The sequence below is a fragment of the Nocardia sp. GP40 genome (assembly GCF_050434125.1).
In the GTDB taxonomy this organism is placed as follows: Bacteria; Actinomycetota; Actinomycetes; order Mycobacteriales; family Mycobacteriaceae; genus Nocardia; species Nocardia albiluteola.
The window spans coordinates 271,311-289,382 of the sequence record NZ_JBNPVW010000004.1 but is presented as its reverse complement, the minus strand read 5'-3'; the positions used below and the strand labels follow the sequence as shown (position 1 = coordinate 289,382).

General features: G+C 70.3%; 13 protein-coding genes and 1 pseudogene. 6 read left to right on the top strand and 8 right to left on the bottom strand.

From position 1 onward, the window contains the following. Positions 1-56: 56 nt before the first annotated feature. From ABH933_RS14480 to ABH933_RS14465, 4 genes are all read right to left on the bottom strand, one after another. Entirely contained in the window at positions 57-329 is a 273-nt protein-coding gene (locus ABH933_RS14480) for a SelT/SelW/SelH family protein (protein ID WP_429422739.1), read from the bottom strand. A gap of 140 nt (positions 330-469) precedes the next feature. Continuing rightward, positions 470-880, bottom strand: a complete 411-nt coding sequence (locus ABH933_RS14475; protein ID WP_429422742.1) for a YchJ family protein — start codon at positions 878-880, stop codon at positions 470-472. 335 nt (positions 881-1,215) lie between these two features. Further along, complete coding sequence (locus ABH933_RS14470) at positions 1,216-1,638, bottom strand: hypothetical protein (protein WP_429422744.1); 423 nt, start codon at positions 1,636-1,638, stop codon at positions 1,216-1,218. Next, entirely contained in the window at positions 1,623-4,034 is a 2,412-nt protein-coding gene (locus tag ABH933_RS14465) for an AAA family ATPase (protein ID WP_429423195.1), read from the bottom strand. Before ABH933_RS14465 ends, ABH933_RS14470 begins: the two co-directional genes overlap by 16 nt. A 412-nt stretch (positions 4,035-4,446) precedes the next feature. Between ABH933_RS14465 and ABH933_RS14460 the strand changes: the two genes are divergently transcribed. From ABH933_RS14460 to ABH933_RS14445, 4 genes are all read left to right on the top strand, one after another. Beyond that, positions 4,447-7,479: a DUF5691 domain-containing protein gene (locus tag ABH933_RS14460; protein ID WP_429422746.1), complete on the top strand. Its 3,033-nt coding sequence runs from the start codon at positions 4,447-4,449 to the stop codon at positions 7,477-7,479. Beyond that, the gene (locus ABH933_RS14455) at positions 7,476-8,576 is read left to right on the top strand and encodes an ATP-binding protein (protein WP_429422748.1); all 1,101 of its coding nucleotides are present in this window, start codon (positions 7,476-7,478) and stop codon (positions 8,574-8,576) included. Before ABH933_RS14460 ends, ABH933_RS14455 begins: the two co-directional genes overlap by 4 nt. Positions 8,577-8,936: 360 nt before the next feature. Then, on the top strand, positions 8,937-11,474 hold the full coding sequence (locus tag ABH933_RS14450) for a DUF5682 family protein (RefSeq protein ID WP_429422749.1): 2,538 nt from the start codon (positions 8,937-8,939) through the stop codon (positions 11,472-11,474). 46 nt (positions 11,475-11,520) lie between these two features. Beyond that, complete coding sequence (locus tag ABH933_RS14445; RefSeq protein ID WP_429422752.1) at positions 11,521-12,678, top strand: VWA domain-containing protein; 1,158 nt, start codon at positions 11,521-11,523, stop codon at positions 12,676-12,678. Here ABH933_RS14445 and ABH933_RS14440 read toward each other — a convergent pair whose 3' ends face one another. Further along, a complete protein-coding gene (locus tag ABH933_RS14440) occupies positions 12,679-12,804 on the bottom strand; it encodes a hypothetical protein (protein WP_429422753.1) in 126 nt (41 codons plus the stop codon). Between the two features lie 166 nt (positions 12,805-12,970). On the opposite strand from ABH933_RS14440, the pseudogene ABH933_RS14435 reads away from it, so the two are divergent. Both ABH933_RS14435 and ABH933_RS14430 read left to right on the top strand, forming a co-directional pair. Next, positions 12,971-13,108 (top strand): annotated as a pseudogene (locus tag ABH933_RS14435) (ADP-ribosylglycohydrolase family protein); the annotation flags it as partial. A 13-nt stretch (positions 13,109-13,121) separates the two neighbouring features. After that, positions 13,122-13,262, top strand: coding sequence for a hypothetical protein (locus ABH933_RS14430; RefSeq protein ID WP_429423220.1), 141 nt, complete (start codon positions 13,122-13,124; stop codon positions 13,260-13,262). A gap of 42 nt (positions 13,263-13,304) precedes the next feature. Here ABH933_RS14430 and ABH933_RS14425 read toward each other — a convergent pair whose 3' ends face one another. The 3 genes from ABH933_RS14425 to ABH933_RS14415 form a co-directional block, all read right to left on the bottom strand. Then, positions 13,305-15,809: an ABC transporter permease gene (locus tag ABH933_RS14425; protein ID WP_429422755.1), complete on the bottom strand. Its 2,505-nt coding sequence runs from the start codon at positions 15,807-15,809 to the stop codon at positions 13,305-13,307. Between the two features lie 14 nt (positions 15,810-15,823). Next, on the bottom strand, positions 15,824-16,507 hold the full coding sequence (locus ABH933_RS14420; protein ID WP_429423197.1) for an ABC transporter ATP-binding protein: 684 nt from the start codon (positions 16,505-16,507) through the stop codon (positions 15,824-15,826). Between the two features lie 243 nt (positions 16,508-16,750). Next, positions 16,751-17,941 (bottom strand): serine/threonine-protein kinase, encoded by a 1,191-nt coding sequence (locus ABH933_RS14415; RefSeq protein ID WP_429422756.1) that lies wholly within the window; start codon positions 17,939-17,941, stop codon positions 16,751-16,753. Positions 17,942-18,072: the final 131 nt, after the last annotated feature.

Here is an 18,072-nt window from a genome sequence, read left to right as displayed (position 1 = left end):
CAACGAGAGTACGTCCGAGATATTGTCCGACAGCGAGGATGGATCCGCGTCGGGCGTCAGTCGCGATCGATGTGACCAAGGTCCCGATCCGGATCGATCCGGTCGCGCACGCGCTGCTTGAGTAACGCAATATCGGGGAACCCGCCGTCGGACTTGCGTTCCCAGATCTGCTCGCCGTCGAGTGTGATGCGGAAGACTCCCCCGGCCCCCGGGATCAGCGCAACCTCCGACAGTTCGGTGTCGAAGGTGCTCAGCAGTTCCTGAGCCATCCAGCCCGCTCGCAGCAGCCAGCGGCATTGGGTGCAGTACTCGATCGCGACTCGTGACATGTCCGAACCCTACGTCGGCCCGGATTATGCCAAGGAGCTCATTGTCAGCAAATCCTCCGCTTCCTCAGGCCGTTACTTCTTCGAACGGTATTTGCGGCGACCGGGACGGGCAACAACCTCGTGGAGCCGCAGTCGAATCGTTACATCGCGACATCACCGTCCAGGTAACGCCATGCGCCGTCGACCTTGGCAAATCTGCTGCACTCGCGCAGGGAGCCGCGGCCGCCCGCATCGCGATAGTGCGCGCGGAACTCGACGACGCCGGCGTCGTCGAACGGTCCGCCGGATTCGGTGCGCAGAATCTCCAGCATCATCCAGCGCTGCCCGGGATCGAGGTCCACCCGGGCGGGCCGGGTGCGGGGATGCCAGGACTCGAGCAGATAGGCGGCGTCCCCGACGGCGAACGCGGTGTACCGGGAACGCATCAGGGTCTCGGCGGTCGGCGCCGGACGGGATCCGTCCAGGCGCGGGCCGCAGCACTGCCCGAAGACTTCACCACTGCGGCAGGGACACCGATCGTCATCCGTCCGCCGACCATCCCCGATATGCATCGTTCGATTATCGGATACGGGCGGCCCTGGAGGACCGCCCGGTTCACCGACGAACTCTTACAGCATTCCGAGCAGGCTGATGACATTTATCAACGCGGCGCTGGCGTTGGCCACCAACGCCGAACCGGTGTTGAGCAGACCGAGCGTTCCCAGATTCATGATGCAGCTCCCTTTCATCGAGACAGATGAAACCCGACCGTGTACCACCGCATTCATGCCGCAAACCGCGCAGCAAGCACACAGTACTGTCCACACGCGGTGCGCATCGGCGAAATCCCGGAGTTGGTACTGGTATTCGACCTGATTGGCCCGAAATCACCGGATATAAGGAGTATTTATGACCGACCAGTCTGTATTTGCTTGCCCGTAGCCACATCCTGCGCGCCGAGTGCCGCCAATTCGTCGGCGAGCCGAGCGGTTTCGTCGTACCAGCCGCGCAGCTCGACCACGGTCGGGGGCAGCTCGTAGTCCTGGTGATGCCCCACCCGCGACAGCGTCGCCCACAGCGCCGAGATCCGGGCCGAGGTGTCGCGACCGGCGTAGGTGTCCAGCGCCAGCAACTGGGCCCGCATGCTGCAGCGGGCCAGCGGCGGCGCCACCGTCGACCACAGCTGATCCAGAGACTGCTCCAGCGCCAGCCGCAGAATCCACACCGCCGCGCGCGACCACAGCCCGCCCGCGTCGGTCACCGTGCCGCGCAGCAGGCCGTCGGCGGCCGCCAGGCGCTCCGCGACGGTCGGGGCTACGGATCGAGCCATTTGACGAATTTCCGTGTCCCCGAGATCAATTCGCCCGTCCCCCGCTCGATACGGACGTGCGCGCCCGCCGCGGCATCGCGCACCACCGCGCGCGCCCACGGCGCGTCGCGGTCGAGTAGATCGTTCAGATCGTCGACCCGGTCGGGATCGCCGAAGATGGCCAGCGACACCTTCTCCCACGTCGTGCGCGCGGCATCGACGCGGCGCTGCACCTCGCGATGATCGACGCCGTCCGCGAGCAGGCCGCGGCGCGACCGGGCCAGGGCCGCGGCCTCGATCGCCGAACGACAGCAGGTGACCACGAGTTCGGCGGCGATCGCGCGCGGCAGCTGCTTGGTGCGCAGCAGCGCGTTGGCATCGCTGAGGTAGCGGCGCACCGGATCCTCCGCCACCCGCACCTCCACCGCCGATCGCTCGCGGCGCTGCACGTCCAGCACCGTGGCGCCCAGGCGCAGCCGGCGTACCGCCTCGGCCAGGCGCTCGTCGTGGGTGAACACCACCACCTGCCGCCCGCTGCGCGCCGCGGCCGCCAGCACCCGGGCCAGGCCATCCACCTTGGCCGGATCCATCGCCTGCACCGGATCGTCGATGACGACGAATCCGAACGGGCTCTCCGGAACAGTGGCGCGTGGGAGGAACAGCGACAGCCCCAGCGCGTGTAGTTCGCCCTGGCTCATCACACCCAGCGCGGTGCCGCCGGTCTCGTCGACGGTGACGTCCAGCAGCACCTTCCGGCTCGATCCGGCGTTGCCCTGCAACCGGATGACGCCCAGGTCGACGTTGCTCTGCTGGCGCAGCCCGCGCCAGATGTTGCGGGCGTGCTGCGCCAGCGGGGCCATGCGTTCGTCGCGCAGGCCCGCGGCCGCGGCCTTGAGCCAGTCCTCGGCGCGCCGCACGGTGCGCAGCTCGGAATCCGCCTCCGCGACCGCGCGCGCATCGCCCAGCCAGGCGGCGATGCGCGGAACCAGCGGGGTCCAGACCGCATCGAGACGGTCCAATTCCTTTCGGGCACAGGCCCGCAGCGCGGTCAGGTCCGCGAGCGCGTCGGAGTGGGACGCGCGGAGTCGATCCGGGAAGTCTCCGCCCGCCCGGCCGTGGGCCAGCTCGGCCCAGGCGGCCCAGCTCTGCCGTGCCGGGCCGGTGTCCACGCTCGGCACCTCGGGTGGCGGGGTGGTCAATTCCGCGGGCACCGGATGTACCAGTGCCCGCGCCCGGGCCACCGCGTGTATCAGCGCCTCTCGGGCCGCGGTGAGTGCGGCCGCACGAGCGGTCAGGCGGGCGATCTGGGTGTCGGTCTCGCGCAGCCACTCCCGATCCAGCGCCCCGCGCCCGCAGACCGGGCACGGGCACGCCTCGCCGCCGTCGGCGTCGACGTGGGCCCGAGCCTGCCGAAGCAGTTGCAGCACGCGGAGTTCGGCCTCCGAATCGCCGGTGGTCTGCGCGGCGAGCCTGGCCGTCCCGGCCCGCACGTCCGCCGCAGCCGCCTCGACGTCCGCCCTCGCGGGCAGCCGCAGCCGCAGTATCGCCTGCAGCGCCGTCGCGCCGACCGGATCGTGCCGGGCGCCGGACAGCTCGCGGCCGATCGCGGCCAGATCCGGTTCCGGGGACCGCAACAACTCCGCGACGTGCGCGGCACGATCGTCGGCCACCGTGTCCAGCGCGGTCAGCAGGGCCTGGCGCTCATCGCGCGATTGCCGTGCCGCACGCTCCAATTCGAGGCGACGGGCCCGGGTGCGGTCCTGGGCGGCGGTCAGATCGTCCAGGCCCAGCAGCCGGTGCAGCGCGTCGAACAGATCGCTGGGGCGGCCGTCGACCAGCGCGCCGAGCTCGCTGTAGGACAGGAACGGGCGGTACAACTCCAGCGCTCGCGCCCAGCGCTCGGCCCGGAATTCGGTGGGCTCGGCGTCCTTTCGCCGCTGCGTCCAGACCCCGCCGCTCAGATCCACGTCGGCGGGCCACTGCCGGGTGATGTGGAGTGGGCCGTCGGATCCCGTGGTCGTGAGCTCGAGTTCGATGCAGGATGTGTTGCCGTCGTGCAGATTTCGCCAGCCCTCGCGCCAGACCGCCGCGCGGCCCGCCCAGCGGCGGGTGACGCCGGTCAGCGCCAGCTCGGCGGCCTCGGCGAAGCTCGACTTGCCGGATCCGTTGCGCCCCACCACGAGCGTGAGCCCCGGCCCCGGCTCCAGGCGCAGTTCGGCCTCGGGACCGATGCCGCGAAAGCCGCGAACCCTGATGGCGCGCAGGAAGATCCCGTCGACACCCGGCCCCGTCCAGCGATCCGGCTCGGCCCCCAGCGCCGCCAGCACGGTCGCGGCCACCTCCGGCGTGATCGCCGGATCGTCGTCCAGACGGCGTCGCACCAGATCGGATAGGTGCGGCGCGGCCGCGATCGACACGTCCCCCAATTGCCGCTCCCTCTGCGTTCGCCACGTGCGCGGTGCGGACCGACCGCCGTGCCGAACGCTACCCGATGCGCGGGAGCTGTGCCGCCGCCGGAACAATGCAGTATCGAATCAAAAGAATGGTCGACCGGGAAACCGGCCCGGTCGGGGTGCTCATGGCCATCGAGCGGGTTGATCCGCCCGATGTCCACCCCTCGGCCGTCCCCGGCCGGGCAGTTCCACGGAATGCGCCCGTTGCCGGGCGGCTCGGATCAACCGAACAGGTCAGAATGCCAGAAAGCAGGCGGCGAAGCAAGAACACTTGACATTGCAATTACTCAGCGGCCCAGTGGAATTGACTCGCTAACATCCCGCGAACGTGTCGGTGGTCTGAGTTACCGTGCGTGGCAACGACGGGAGGGAACAAATGACATGGACCATGCAGCAGGTCGCCGCGCTGGCGCCCGACGCCGCCTCGCTCACCGCCGCACGTAAACTGCTCGGGCGCTGGAGCGGCGCCGGCAGCCACGGCACCGCGGTGTGGGGTCTGTGCAAGGGCAGCGGCGCCGAGCCCTATCGCACCGCCGTGGATCTGGATGGGCCCGCCTACGCATGCACCTGCCCGAGTCGCAAATTCCCGTGCAAGCACGCCCTGGCCCTGCTGCTCGCGTGGAGCGAGGGCGCGGTACCGGAGGCCGGGGCGCCGGCCGGTTACGCCGCCGAATGGCTGGCCGCGCGGGCACGGCGCGCGGCCGAACCCGCTGCGGCTGTAGCCACAACGCCGTCGGCCGCGACCGCGGAGCAGCGGCGGGCCAGGGTGGCCTCGGGCCTGGCCGATCTCGAGGTCTGGCTGTGCGATCAGGTTCGTACCGGGCTCGCACAGGCGGACCGCTCGTACGCCGCATTCGAGGCGGTCGCCGCACGGATGGTCGACGCCCAGGCACCCGGCGTCGCGCAGGCGTTGCGGCAACTTTCGCGCAATGTTGTAGCCCGCGAGGACTGGCCCGCGAAGTTACTCCGCGAGTACGCCCGTCTGTATCTCCTCGCCGCCGCGCATCGCCGCCTCGACGAGCTCGAACCGGCGCTGGCCGCCGCCGTCCGGACCCACGTCGGGTATCCGACCGCCGCGGAGGCGGTGCGCGGGCAGCCCGCGGTGCGCGACCGCTGGATGGTGCTGGGGCAGCGAATCACCGAGGAGGAGCGGCTGTTCACGCGGCGCGTCTGGGTGCGCGGCCGGTCGAACGGGCGGTGGGGGCTGATCATCGACCACTCCTTCGGCAGTCCGGCCTTCCCGTCGGATATGCCGGTGCCGGGCATGCAGGTGGAGGCCGGGCTGCACTTCTATCCGGGCGCCGCGGGGCTGCGTGCGCTGTGGGGCGAGCGGTATGGGGCTCCGGAGCCGTTCACCACGCTCGGGGCGGCGCTCCCCGGGGCCGGCGGCGGCACTACCGATCCACCAGCGGCCCCGCAGGTCATCGGCGATTCGCCCGCGCGCGTGCCGGTCTCGGGTGCATCCGGTGAGGCCGCCTCCCAGAGCGACGACGCCGAAACCTGCGAGCATGCGTCGGCCCAGCGCACTTTCGCCTCCGGGACAGGGGGCGCAGCGGTACCCGAAGCGGCTTGTGAGGCGCCCGGCGGTATCGCTGCCGCGCTCGGTGAGCATGCTCGAGCGATCGGGGCCGATCCGTGGCTGCGGTCGTGGCCGATGCTGCTGGTCGATGTTGTGCCGAAGGTATCCGAAAGTTCCTGGCAGGTAGTGAGTTTGGATGGCGCTGCGTTACCGGTGGCGCGTCTGGCCGAGCAACCCTGGAAGCTGCTCGGGCTGTCCGGCGGGCATCCGATCACGGTGGTCGGCGAGTGGAGCGCCGACGGACTGACACCGATATCGGCGATGGTCTCGGGCGATGTCGTCGATGTTGTCGCGGAAGCGGTTGGCGGTGGAAATTACTGTGCGGCATCCGATCTCGCGTCGACGGCGCTAATCGGCACCGCGCGGCGCGCACCCGATGTCGCCGCACTTCCGGCGCCGGTGGCGGACGTGGCCGGGCGGCTGCAGGGAGACCCGGCGGCGATCCTGCTCGAATCCGCCGCACTGCTCGATGCGTTCGCCCGCGGTGGCATGGTGGCGGGCAAGGGCTCGCCGGGCGAACCCGCCGAGGAGGACGTTCGTCCGCTGCTGCCACCCGCACCCGCGGCGCGGCTCGGCCGGATGCTGCGGGAGAATTCACCGTTCCTGGAGGAATGGTTCGAGGTCGCCGCGCCGGGCGATTACCGGGCGCCCGATGCGCTGTGCAGCCTGCTGCTCGAGCAGGCGAAGGCGCGGGCGGGGCTGCGGGAACACCTGCTCACCCTGGCCGGGGAGCGCGGCCGCTGGCTGGCCGCCCGTCATCCGCAGTGGCGGAATCTGGTGCGCGCCAGGCCCGATGACGAGCGGGTCTGGTCGCACGGCACTCCCTCCGAGCGGCGATCCTGGCTGGCCGCGCTGCGTCGGTCCGATCCCCGGGCCGCGGGCGAGGCGCTCGCTCGCACCTGGCGTTCCGAACCGGCCCATGTCCGGATCGACCTGATCTCCGTCCTGCAGGAGGGTCTCGCACTCGACGACGAGCCCCTGCTGGAAGTCGCGCTCGACGACTCCCGCGCCGAGGTCCGCCGCGCGGCCGCGGATCTGCTTGCCCGGCTGCCCGATTCGGCGTTCGCTGCCCGGATGGCCGAGCGGTCGGGGCGCTGGCTCAGGCTGGAGGGCAGCCAACTGGTCGCCGAACCGCCCGATCGCCTCGACGATGCCGCCCGGCGCGACGGTATCGCCGATCGCACCGCGAGCACCGCCTACCGCCTCGACGGCGCACCCCACGTCACGGCGGAATGGCTGCGCCGCGTCATCGCCGCCACTCCCCTGCGGCACTGGAACGCGCTGTTCGGCGCGCCGACGCGGGCGATCCGCATCGGCATGCCCGTCGAGTTGCTCGGACCGATCACCGCCGGGTGGGCCGATGCCGCGCTCGCCCAGCGCGATACCCGCTGGGCGGCAACGTTGTTCGAGGTGCTGAGCGGCACTCCGACGCTCGGCGCCGATCCGGAGGTGCGCCGGCGGCTGTTCGCGCTGCTACCGCTCGAGGCACAACTGGCCCACCTGCGCACACTCGACAGCAGCTGGCTGGCCGAGATCGAGCTGCTGGTGCACGCCGTGCCGCGGCCCTGGCCGGTCCCGCTGGCACAGCACCTGGTCCAGCTGCTGCTCGATCGCGCCCATCTCGCCGCGGCTCGCCCCGGCGCCCCCGGATTGTCTCCCGCGTCCTACCGCACGTTGTTCCAGTCCGCCGCTCGATACTTCCCGGTACGGGCCGCCGCCGCGGTCCTGACGGCCACCCGCCGCTGCGGAGATCCCTACTGGGAAAACACCTTCAACGAACTCGCCGAGAACCTGACTCAGCGCACCACGATGCTCGAGGAGCTGCGATGACCACCCCGACCACACCCGCGGACCTGCTTCGCCCGCATGCCGAGCAGGCCTTCGCGGACGAGTTGCGTGCCCTGGCCGCCGTCGACGACCGGCCCCGGCCCCCTTCATGGCGCCTGTCGCCGTGGGCCGTGGTGACCTATCTGCTCGGCGGCGTCTTGTCCGACGGCACCGTCGTCAGCCCCAAATACGTCGGACCGCGGCGGATGATGGAGGTTGCCGTCGCCACCCTCGCGACCGACCGCGCGCTGCTACTGCTCGGCGTGCCCGGCACCGCGAAAACCTGGGTGTCCGAACATCTCTCGGCGGCGGTCTGTGGCACCTCGACCCTGCTCGTGCAGGGCACCTCCGGGACGGCGGAGGAGGCGATCCGCTACGGCTGGAACTATGCCAGGTTGCTCGCGGAGGGGCCCAGCGACGGCGCGCTCGTGTCCTCCCCCGTGATGACGGCCATGCGCCTGGGTTCCATCGCTCGCGTCGAGGAGCTCACCCGCATCCCCTCGGACGTGCAGGACGCGCTGATCACCGTGCTGTCGGAGAAGACGCTGCCCGTGCCCGAGCTGGGCACGGAGGTGCAGGCGGCCAAGGGATTCAACGTGATCGCGACCGCCAACGACCGCGACCGCGGCGTCAACGAGCTGTCCTCGGCCCTGCGCCGGCGCTTCAACACGGTGGTGCTGCCGCTGCCCGCCAGCGAGGACGAGGAGGTTGCGATCGTCACCCGCCGCGTCGAACAGCTCGGTGCCGCACTGGAATTGCCCGAGGTGCCCGCCGCGGCCGAGGAGGTGCGCCGGGTGGTACGGGTATTCCGCGAGCTACGGTCCGGGATCACCGCCGACGGCCGCACCACACTGAAGTCCCCCTCGGGCACCCTGTCCACCGCCGAGGCGATCTCGGTGATCACCAGCGGCCTTGCGCTGTCGGCACACTTCGGCGACGGGGTACTGCGCGCGGCCGATATCGCCGGCGCCGTACTCGGCGCGGTCGTCAAGGATCCGGTCGCCGACACGGTGGTGTGGACCGAGTACCTGGAAGCGGTCGTGCGCGAACGCGACGACTGGGCGGACTTCTACCGCGCCTGCCGCGAGGTGCACGGATGAGCGCGTCCGGGCCCGCAGGGCCGGAATCCGGCACCCGCGCCACGGTCCAACTGCGAGGGCGCTGCATCCGCACCGGGTATCGCCCCAACGACGGGAGACCTGACATGGAATCGGCTCGACCCGCCGCGCAACCACATTCGATACGGATGGCCGGAATCCAACACTCCCGGCACGCCTCGGCAGCGCACTCACCCGTCTGCACCGGGTATCGCCGCAGCGCCGGGAGGCCTGACATGGAATCGACCGGACCGGCCGCGACGGTGCACTCGCTCCGGGTTGCCCGGATCGGACACTCCAGCCGCGTCTTCATATCGGACTCGACGCATCAGCACATGGTGCCGCGACGACGAGGCGCTTGACATGGGATCGACTCGCACAGCATCCGAATCTCAGCACTTCGGCGCACAAGTCGACGACGACTCGGTGCCGCAGACGCGGGTGTACGGAATCCGCCACCACGGCCCGGGCTCGGCGCGCTCGCTCAGCCTGGCGCTGGAGCGCTTTCGCCCCGACATAATCCTCATCGAAGGTCCGGCCGACGCCGACCCGCTGATCGCGTATGTCGCCGCCGAGGGCATGGCGCCCCCGGTCGCCCTGCTGGCCTACCTCCCGGATTCGCCCGCGCGCGCGGCGTTCTGGCCGTTCGCGGTGTTCTCCCCGGAGTGGCAGGCACTGCGCTACGCCGCCGAACACGATGTCCCAGTGCGCTTCTGCGATCTGCCCGCCGCCAACACGTTGGCGGCGGAGGACGAGCACGCCGGTCGCGGCGATCCGCTGGCGGCCCTCGCCGCCGCCGCGGGATACGACGACCCCGAGCGATGGTGGGATGCGATCATCGAATCCTCGGCCGACGCAGACGTTTTCGAGGCAATCCTGGAGGCGATGGGCGCGCTGCGGGAGGCAGCGAGCGAAGCATCCCCCGAGGAACCTCCCGCCGCAGAATCCAATGCAGCCGACATCACCGACACCGGTGGCTCCCACAGTGCAGAGGGCAGCGCTTCCGAGCCCTCGGTCACCCCATCGACAGCGACCACTCCGGCCCGTCAGGCTTCGCGACCATCGAGTCCCGCCGCCCCGCAATCCGGCACGGACGACCGAGCCGCCGCCGGTAGCCCACCCGCCACTCCAGACAGTTCTGCGGCAACGGCGACCCGGTCCGATTCGCAACCGGCCCTGAAGGATTCACTCGAGCACCTCATCGGCGGCCCGATCGACACGCACACGCTGCGGCGCGAGGCGTACATGCGGCAGACGATGCGCAAGGCGCTCAAGGGCGGTGCGCGGCGGCTGGCGGTGGTCTGCGGGGCATGGCATGCGCCCGCGCTGGCGGGGAAGTTGGGGCCCGCGGCGCCGGATGCGGTGCTGCTCAAGGGATTGCCGAAGGCCAAGACCTCGCTGACGTGGGTGCCGTGGACGCATTCGCGGCTTGCGGGGGCCTCCGGGTACGGGGCGGGTGTGACCTCGCCCGGCTGGTACCACCACCTGTTCACCGAGACGGATCGGCCGATCGCGCGGTGGCTCACCAAGGTGGCGGTGACCCTGCGCGCGCACGACCTGCCGGTATCCAGCGCGCACATCATCGAATCCGTCCGTCTGGCAGACACTCTCGCCGCGCTGCGGGGGCGCCCGCTGCCCGGACTGTCGGAGGTCACCGACGCCACTCGCTCGGTGCTGTGCGAGGGCGACGAGGCCAAGCTGCGACTGATCGGCGAGGAACTGGTGATCGGCGAGGCCCTGGGAACGGTGCCGGACAGCACCCCGGCGGTGCCGCTGGAAGCGGACCTGCGAGCGCGGGCCCGCACGCTGCGCCTGACCCGGCAGGCGCTGTCCCGGCAGCTGGACCTGGATCTGCGCAAGGATCGCGACGTGGCGCGCTCGCATCTGCTCCACCGGCTGCGCCTGCTCCGAATAGGTTGGGGCACACCGGCATCGAGCGAGGTGCGCAATGCCGGCACCTTCCGCGAGACGTGGACGCTGCGCTGGGAGCCCGAACTCGCCGTGGCGGTCATCGAGGCCTCGCGCTGGGGCACCACGATTCTCGCGGCGGCCGAGGCGAAGATCCTGGATGTGGTCGCCTCGCCGCAGGCCTCGGTCGGCGGGGTGAGCGGCGCGCTGGAACTGGCCCTGCTCGCGGATCTCGGTGGGGCCGTCGAGCAGTTGGTCGCCCGGCTGGCCGCGGTGGCCGCCCTCGACCACGACGTCACCAATCTGCTGGCCGCCCTGCCGGGCCTGGTGCGCACCCTGCGCTACGGCGACGTCCGGGGCACCGATGTCGAGGCCCTGGCGCACGTCGCCGATGGCCTGCTGGTCCGCATCTGCGCGGGCTTGCCGCGGGCCGTCACCGGTCTCGACGCCGATGCCGCCACCGCGCTGCGCACCCAGCTCGATGCCGCCCATCTGGCGCTGGCCACCCGCGACGACACGTGGGCGACCGCCGAATGGCATGGCGCCCTGCACACACTCGCCGACCGGGACGACGTGCACGGCGCCCTGGTGGGTCGCGCGGTGCGGCTGCTATCCGATGCGGGCATCTTCGACGACGCCGAGTCCGCCCGCCGGCTCTCGGCCGCGCTGTCGGTGGGCCACGCGCCCGCGGAGAAGGCGGCCTGGATCGACGGCTTCCTCGGCGGCCGCGGCCTGTTGCTGGTGCACGACCGAGATCTGCTGAGCCGCATCGACACCTGGCTCCGCGGCCTGGACGAGAATCAGTTCGTCGCGACCCTCCCGCTGCTGCGCCGCACCTTCGGCGCCTTCGAATCCGGCGAGCGCCAGGCCATCGCGCAGGCCGTCCGCGACGGCGGGCCGGTCGCGGCCGACCGGCGGCGGTCCGTGGACTACGACCTCGATCGCGGCATCTCGGCCCTGCGCTCAGTCACCCAAATCCTGGCGGTGAACTGATGTGCCGGCGGTCTCCCACGCGATCACGGACGGAAAGGCGGACGACTTGACGGATCCCGATGAGGCGCAGGCCCGCCGCTGGCGTCTGGTGCTCGGCACCGCCGCGGAATCATCCCTCGGCGGGCTCGGTTCCGGCGACGACTCCGCCATGGATCGCTCCCTCACGGCGCTCTACAACGCCGACGAACTCGCGGCAACGGAGAAGCGCTCCGGCGGCCTGGGCGGTTCGGCGCCCAAGGTGGCGCGGTGGCTCGGCGATATCCGCACCTACTTCCCGTCCACCGTGGTGGAGGTGATGCAGCGCGATGCGGTGCAGCGGCTCGACCTCACCCAGCTGCTGCTCGAGCCGGAACTGCTCGAGGCGGTCGAACCCGATGTGCACCTGGTCGGCACCCTGCTGAGCCTCAACCGGGTGATGCCCGAGACCACCCGATCCACCGCGCGCACGGTGGTGGAGAAGGTGGTGCGCGAGATCGAGCGGCGCATCGCCGCCCGCACCGTCGCCGCGGTGTCGGGGGCGCTGAACCGGGCCGCTCGCGTCTCGCGCCCCCGGCTACGCGACATCGACTGGGACCGCACCATCCACCGAAATCTCGCCCATTACCTGCCCGAGCATCGCACGGTCGTGCCGGAGCGGCTGGTCGGGTACGGGCGCAAGGCCCGGGCCGTGCACCGCGACGTCGTCCTGGCGATCGACCAATCCGGTTCGATGGCCTCGAGCGTGGTGTACGCCTCGGTATTCGGCGCGGTGCTGGCCTCGATGCGATCGCTGAAGACCTCGCTGGTGGTCTTCGACACGGCCGTGGCCGACCTGACCGACCAGCTCTCGGATCCGGTCGAGGTGCTGTTCGGCACCCAGCTCGGCGGCGGCACCGACATCAACCGGGCGATCGCCTACTGCCAGCAGCTCATCACCCGCCCGGCCGACACCCTGTTCGTACTGATCTCCGATCTGTACGAGGGCGGCGTCCGCGAGGAGATGCTGCGCCGCATCGCGACCATGAAGGAATCCGGCGTGCAGGTGCTGGTGCTGCTCGCCCTGTCAGACGACGGCGCCCCCTCCTACGACCACGGCAACGCCACGGCCCTGGCCGCCTTAGGCGTACCGGCCTTCGCCTGCACCCCTGATAAATTCCCGGACTTACTGGCCGTCGCCCTGGACCGCGGCGACGTGCAGCGCTGGGCCAACAGCAACGTGGGCTGATCAGGCGCCGAAGTCGCTGCTGCCGAAGGAAGCAATGCTCTCCAGTAAACCCATGACGGACTGGGCCACGCCTGAACCCGAGTTCAGAATGTTGAGCAGTCCGCCGATCATGCCGAAGGGATTCATAGTCTCGACACTCCTTGTCCGAACATCGCAGGAATAAGCAACCGGGACAGGGCCGATCCTACGGTCTACAGACCGGACGTATGCATATCCGCCACGCCGATGTCATGGCCCGGAGTTCGCCGCTCCGCCCGGCGATGCCGGCGTCCCCTCCACCCGCTACCCGATCGTGCACGGCTGCCTGCTCGGCGGGGCAATCGGCGACGCCCTTGGTGCGCCCGTGGAATCGTTGTCGCTCAACGAGATCCGGCAGAACTTCGGCCCGGATGGAGTCGGCGGCGAGGATTCCTTCGCCTTCGACGGACCGCCAGGGCGAGTCGTTGCCGAAGCAGCAGTGGGCGATCGGCGGTTCGCTGGCGGGAGATTCGGCGATCAACAGCCCGCGCGGGACGTCGCGCACGATGATCGAGGCCGCGGCCGCGAAGAAGGCCGTTGGCGTGGTAGGCCCGCAAACCCGCTGAACTACCCTGCCGCTGCCCCTCCGGTCGGTCCGTAAGCGCCCCTCACAGATCGGCAATGGCCGCCAGCGGCGGCGTGCGCGCGGCGCGAATCCCCGGCCACAACGCGGCCAGCACGCCGACCACACCCGAACCGATCAGCATCAGCGCGATCTGCCCCCACGGCACGGTAATCGTGCTGATACCCAGCTCGCTGAGCGTGCGCAGGAATCCGACGCCCAGTCCGAGGCCCAGCACCACGCCCACGACCGCGCCGAACACCGCGATCAGCATCGACTCGAGGTAGATCGTCCGGCGGACCTGCGGCCGCAGCATGCCGACCGCGCGCAGCATCCCGATCTCGCGGCGGCGTTCCACCACCGAGAGCGCGAGGGTGTTGACGATGCCCAGCACCGCGATCACCACCGCCAGCGCCAGCAGCCCGTACAGGATCGCGAGCATGGTGTCGATCTGCTTACCCTCGGAGCCCTTGAATTCCTCGCGGTCCTCCACCTGCACAACGACATACGGGTCGGTCGCCTTGACCAGATTCGCCCGCATGAGGTTCAGGTCGGCGCCGGGGGCGGCGGTGATCAGCACCAGCACGTCGGTGCGGAAGGCGACCGGCATCACCTGCTCGTACAGGGCCGGCGACACCACCATGGACCCGAGCAGCTGTGTGTCCTTGTAGATCCCGGACACCGCCACTCGAAACTTCGTCCCGTCCAGCCCGGTCAGCTGCACGTTCTGCCCGGCGTGCCAATTATGCTTCCCGGCTTCGGTTTCCGAGACCTGGATGGCGTTGCCGCCGAGCGTGCCGCTGCCGCTGCGCATCTCGTAGTTCAGCACCGGGCTCATCGGTCCGTCGGGCGAGATTCCGTACACCTGCTGGTCGCCGACCTTCATCGCCACGCCCCGGAACGCCACCACATCGGTAACGCCCGCAACGGATTTCGCGGCCTTGGACGCGTCCAGGGGCACCCCGATGAGCTGCGGCCCGGTCAGGATGTAGTCCGCCTTGACCCCCTTGTCGACCAGATCGCTGACGCTGGCCTTGGCCGAGGAGCCGAGCATTCCGATCGCGGAGACCAGCATCAACCCGAGGGTGAGCGCGAACGCGGTCGCGGCGGTGCGCCGCGGATTTCGCACGGCATTGTTCCGCGACATCCGCCCGATCGGCCCGAAGGGCCGCGTCAGCACCCCGAGCGCCGTCAGCACCGGCCGCGATATCGCGGGCGAGGCGAACAGCACGGCGAAAACCAGTGCCGCCGCGCCGATTCCGACGACCAGCGCGGCATTGCCGCCGGTGTGCCGGGAGCCGAGCACGACGAGCACGATCCCGACGACCGCCAGCACGGCCCCGATGCCCGTGCGCAAACGCAGCGACTCCCCGGCCGAGGCGAACTCCTCGCGCATCGCCTCCACGGGCGGAATTTTCGCCGCCCGCTGCGCCGGCGCGTATGCGCTGCCGACGGTGACCACCAGCCCGAGGCCCAGCGCCGCCAGCACGGTACGCGGCAGCACCTGCATGGATCCGGTGGGCAGCCCGAGATGGAAGGCATTGAGCAGACCGGAGAGTCCGAACGCCAGGCCGATCCCGCAGGCCAGACCCAGTGCGCTGCCGATCAATCCGATGACCGCGGCCTCCGCGACCACCGACCAGCCCACCTGCCCGCGGCTCGCACCGACCGCGCGCAGCAGCGCCAGCTCCCGCAGCCGTTGCGCCACGATCATCGAGAAGGTGTTGTAGATGATGAACGTGCCCACCAGCAGCGCGATCGCGCCGAAGGCGAGCAGGAAGTAGTTCACGAATTTCAGCGCGTTGCCGACCTGCGCCTTCAGATCCGCGCGCACCTGGGTGCCGTCGTGGACCTTGTAATCCGGCAGTACCAGTGCCAGCCGGTCGCGCACGGTATCCGCCGAAACTCCCTTCGCGACAGCGATATCCACGTACGCCACGTGCTGCCCGTCGGTGAACAGCTCGCGTGCCTGGGCATCGTCGAACAGGACCCCGATGAAGCCGCCGCTGTCCGAGGACAGGGTGTAGATACCGCTGACGGTGACGTCGATATTGCCCTTCGACGGCACCAGGATCGTGACGTGATCGCCGACCGACAGCCCGGCCCGCTGCGCCCCACCCGAATTGATCGCCACCTGCCCCGGCTGGGCGGGCGGCACACCCGCGACGAACTTGGCCGGATCGGCGACCGCCCGGTCCGGCGGCAGATAGGACTGCCCCCAGCTCGGCGCGCCGCCGGTCTGCACCGCGTGCCCGTTCTTCAGCAGCACGATCGGCCCCTGCGTCGCGGGCGCCACCGCGCGCACGCCCGGTGTCGCGGAGACGGTATTCACCACGTCGACCGGAACACCCAGCGACTGCTGCGCCTTGGGCTCGACCCGGACGTCGACGCCCTGGGCCTGGCTGGCGAAGATGCCGTCGAAGGTGCGCTGCAGGGTGTCGGTGAAGATGAAGGATCCCGCGATGAAGGCGGTTCCGAGGATCACCGACAGCACGGTCAACGCGAGGCGCACCTTGTGCGCCGCCAGATTGCGCAGGGCAACCTTGGGCATCGGGCCCATGGCCATCACAGGTTCTCCAGCTTTTTCATCCGGTCGAGCACCGATTCGGCGGTGGGATCACGCAGTTCGTCGACGATGCGGCCGTCGGCCAGGAAGATCACCCGGTCGGCGAAGGAGGCCGCGTGCGGCTCGTGGGTGACGATCACGACGGTCTGCCCGAATTCGTCCACCGCCGCGCGCAGGATCGAGAGCACCTCGCCCGAGGACCGCGAGTCCAGATTGCCCGTGGGCTCGTCGCCGAAGATGATGTCGGGCTTGCCCGCCAGCGCCCGTGCACACGCGACCCGCTGCTGCTGGCCGCCGGACAGCTCGCTGGGGCGGTGCGAGAGCCGATCCCCCAGGCCCAGGCGCTTGATCACGGTCTCGAGCCACTCCTGATCCGGTTTGCGGCCCGCGATATCCAGCGGCAGGGTGATGTTTTCCAGCGCCGTCAGTGTCGGCACTAGGTTGAACGCCTGGAAGACGAAGCCGATCCGGTCGCGGCGCAACCGCGTCATCTGCTTGTCGGACAGGGTGGTCAGGTCGGTGTCGCCGATCTGCACGGTGCCGGACGTGGCCGCGTCGAGCCCGGCCAGGCAGTGCATCAGCGTGGATTTACCCGAGCCGGACGGACCCATGATCGCGGTGAACTCGCGCGGTGCGAAGTCGGCGCTCACCCCGTCCAGGGCCCGGACCTGGGTATCCCCCATGCCGTACAGCTTGACCAGGTCGACGGCCCGGGCCGCGATGCGGACCGGGTCGGCTGCGGCGGAAGCAATGTTGTCCTGCACGGAAGCGCCGCCTTCGGCGGCGGCTGAGGTTTCGGTGCCCACGGCATCGGCAGTCATGCTGTCCAGTGTTCCGAAACCGGCCCGGCCGCGCTATCGGGAATAGCCCCCAATTGTCCCGGGTCCTCCTGCCGGGGGAAGGATGAGCCCGTGGGACCGGTGGGTTCAGCCCACCGAACCGATGATGATCAGCACGATGAGCAGCAGGATCACCGCACCGATGATGATGCCGATGATCAGACCCGTATTGGATTTGCGCTGTGGAATCTGCGCCGGTGCGTATCCGCCGAAGTTGCCCTGCTGGGCGAAGGGCGCATTCTGCTGGGTGTACATCGGCTGCGGCATCGGATTCGGCATCGGCGCGGGCACCGGGGCCGCGGTCGGCATCTGCATGGGGCCCGCGGTCGGCATGGGCGCCTGATTCGGCATCGGCTGACCGGTGCGCGGTCCCATCGGCTGGTTGACCGCCTGCATCGCGGGACCGGTGTACGCCCGCGGCGCGACCGGCATCTGCGGCGCGCTGGGCAGGGCCAGGGCCCGCCGGGCGGCGGCGGCGAAATCCGCACAGCTGGCGAACCGGTCGTCCGGGCGTTTGGCCATCGCCTTCATCAGCACCGCGTCCAACCCCGGGGGCAGTCCGGGACGCACCGTGCTCAGCGGTGGTGGCGGCTCCTGCAGATGCCCGCGGATCACGGCCGCGGGATTGCTCGCCGCGAAGGGACCGGCGCCGGTGAACAGCCAGAACAGGCTGCAGGCCAGCGAATACTGGTCCGAGCGGCCGTCCAGCTGGGCGCCGGTGAGCTGCTCGGGCGAGGCATAGGTCAGGGTCGCGGTGAAGGTGCCGGTCTGGGTGAGGTGGCCGCCGTCGTCGCGCAGCCGCGCGATGCCGAAGTCGGTCAGGTAGACCCGCTCGCCCTTACCCCCGGTCGAGCGGGCCAGCAGCATGTTCGCGGGCTTCACGTCGCGGTGCATGACGCCGTTGCCGTGCGCGTAGTCCAGCGCCTCGGCCACCTCGGCGATGATCTGCACCGCGCGCTCGGGTGGCAGCCGCGTCGGTTCCACGCTGGCGGCGTCGATGCCGTCGATGTACTGCATGGAGATCCACAGCTGGCCGTCCTCGAGGCCGCGGTCGTACACGGTGACGATATTGGGGTGGTCCAGCTGGGCGACCAGATCGGCCTCGCGCTCGAACCGGGCGCGAATCTCCTGGTCGGACACCATCTCCCGGTTGAGCAGCTTCAGCGCCGTCTTGCGCGGCAGCCGGGGATGCTTGGCGAGGTAGACCGAGCCCATACCCCCGCGACCGAGCAACTGCTCGACAAGATATCCGGCGAAGACCTCACCGTTGGCCACCATTTCAGCGCTCCCACTTCCCATGCCGCGCACCGGGACCCGCCAGCGCACGGCCGTACCGCATGAACTCCGTCGCCGCCCTGGTGCCGACCACGGGAAACACCGAAACCATAGCAGCTGTGCTCGTGGCCTTC